Source organism: Nocardia sp. NPDC058519 (assembly GCF_042719755.1).
Taxonomy (GTDB): Bacteria; Actinomycetota; Actinomycetes; order Mycobacteriales; family Mycobacteriaceae; genus Nocardia.
In genome coordinates this window covers 1-1,512 of the sequence record NZ_JBHXNK010000070.1, presented here as the reverse complement: position 1 = coordinate 1,512, position 1,512 = coordinate 1, and the positions used below count along the sequence as shown (strand labels likewise).

Sequence of the window (1,512 nt, the reverse complement as noted above, 5' to 3'; positions counted from 1 at the left end):
CCGGTCAGCCGCCGCGAAGATGCGACGAAGGAGCGATTCGCGGTGGCTGACCGGCGGGCCAATCAGGGCCGCGGACACGCGCGCGCCAGCGCGCCGATAAACACAGCGTCAAACCTGCCTGGGACTACCAACCCCCGGACATCACTCCTCTCCCACCACCAAACAACAGATCCCTCAACCTCCACCCGCGACGCCGCGTGTCCCGCCTCACAGCGCCACCCCACCCCAACAACCGCGATCCGCCGACCACTAAACTCGCCCCCATGACCAGTGCGTTCCCGACAATTCCCGCTGACCTCAAGCCCGCCGACGGACGGTTCGGCTGCGGCCCGTCCAAGGTCCGCCCGGAGCAGCTGCAGTCCCTGGTGACTGTCGGCGCCTCGGTGTTCGGTACCTCGCATCGACAGAAGCCGGTCAAGGACGTGGTCGCGCGCGTGCGCAACGGCCTGCGCGAGCTGTTCTCCCTGCCCGACGGCTACGAGGTCGTGCTCGGCAACGGTGGCACCACCGCGTTCTGGGATGCCGCCGCCTTCGGCCTGATCCGCGAGCGTTCGCTGCACCTGACCAACGGCGAGTTCTCCTCGAAGTTCGCCTCGGTCGCCAAGGGCAACCCGTTCATCGGTGACCCGATCGTCGTCTCCTCGGAGCCGGGCAGCGCGCCCGAGCCCGTCTCGGACCCCTCGGTCGACCTCATCGGCTGGGCCCACAACGAGACCTCCACCGGTGTGTCCATCCCGGTGTCGCGTCCGGTCGGCTCGGAGAACGCCCTGATCGCCATCGACGCCACCTCCGGCGCCGGCGGTCTGCCGGTGAACATCGCCGATTCCGACGTCTACTACTTCGCCCCGCAGAAGTGCTTCGCGGCCGACGGTGGCCTGTGGATCGCGATCATGAGCCCGGCCGCACTGGCCCGCGTCGCCGAGATCAAGGAGTCGGGTCGCTGGACCCCGGAGTTCCTGTCGCTGCCGATCGCGGTCGACAACTCCTCCAAGGACCAGACCTACAACACCCCGGCGCTGGCCACCCTGCTGCTGTTCGCCGATCAGATCGAGTGGATGAACGCCAACGGCGGCCTCGACTGGACCGTGAAGCGCACCCTGGACTCGTCCTCGCGCTTGTACTCGTGGGCCGAGTCGAGCTCGTTCGCCACCCCGTACGTGACGAACCCGGCGCACCGCTCGCAGGTCGTCGGCACCATCGACTTCGACGACGCGGTCGACGCGGCCCAGGTCGCCAAGATCCTGCGCGCCAACGGCATCGTCGACACCGAGCCCTACCGCAAGCTGGGCCGTAACCAGCTGCGTGTCGGCATGTTCCCGGCGATCGACCCGGAAGATGTTTCGCGGCTGACCCGTTCGATCGACTGGGTCGTCGGTCAGCTCTGAGATAAGACCGACATCGGGCCGGGGGGGGGGGGGCGGGGTGGGGGGGGGGCCCCCCCCCCCCGCAGTTTGTGACCACAGGGGGGATTTAAACAAAGAAGCGGGCCCCCCCAAAAAGAGAGGTATTTGA

1 protein-coding gene is annotated in these 1,512 nt (G+C 67.9%); it reads left to right on the top strand.

Annotated elements, in window-relative coordinates:
• The first annotated feature begins 263 nt into the window (after positions 1 to 263).
• Positions 264 to 1,385, top strand: a complete 1,122-nt coding sequence (gene serC, locus ACFWPK_RS34525) for a phosphoserine transaminase (protein ID WP_378923070.1) — start codon at positions 264 to 266, stop codon at positions 1,383 to 1,385.
• Positions 1,386 to 1,512 lie beyond the last annotated feature (127 nt).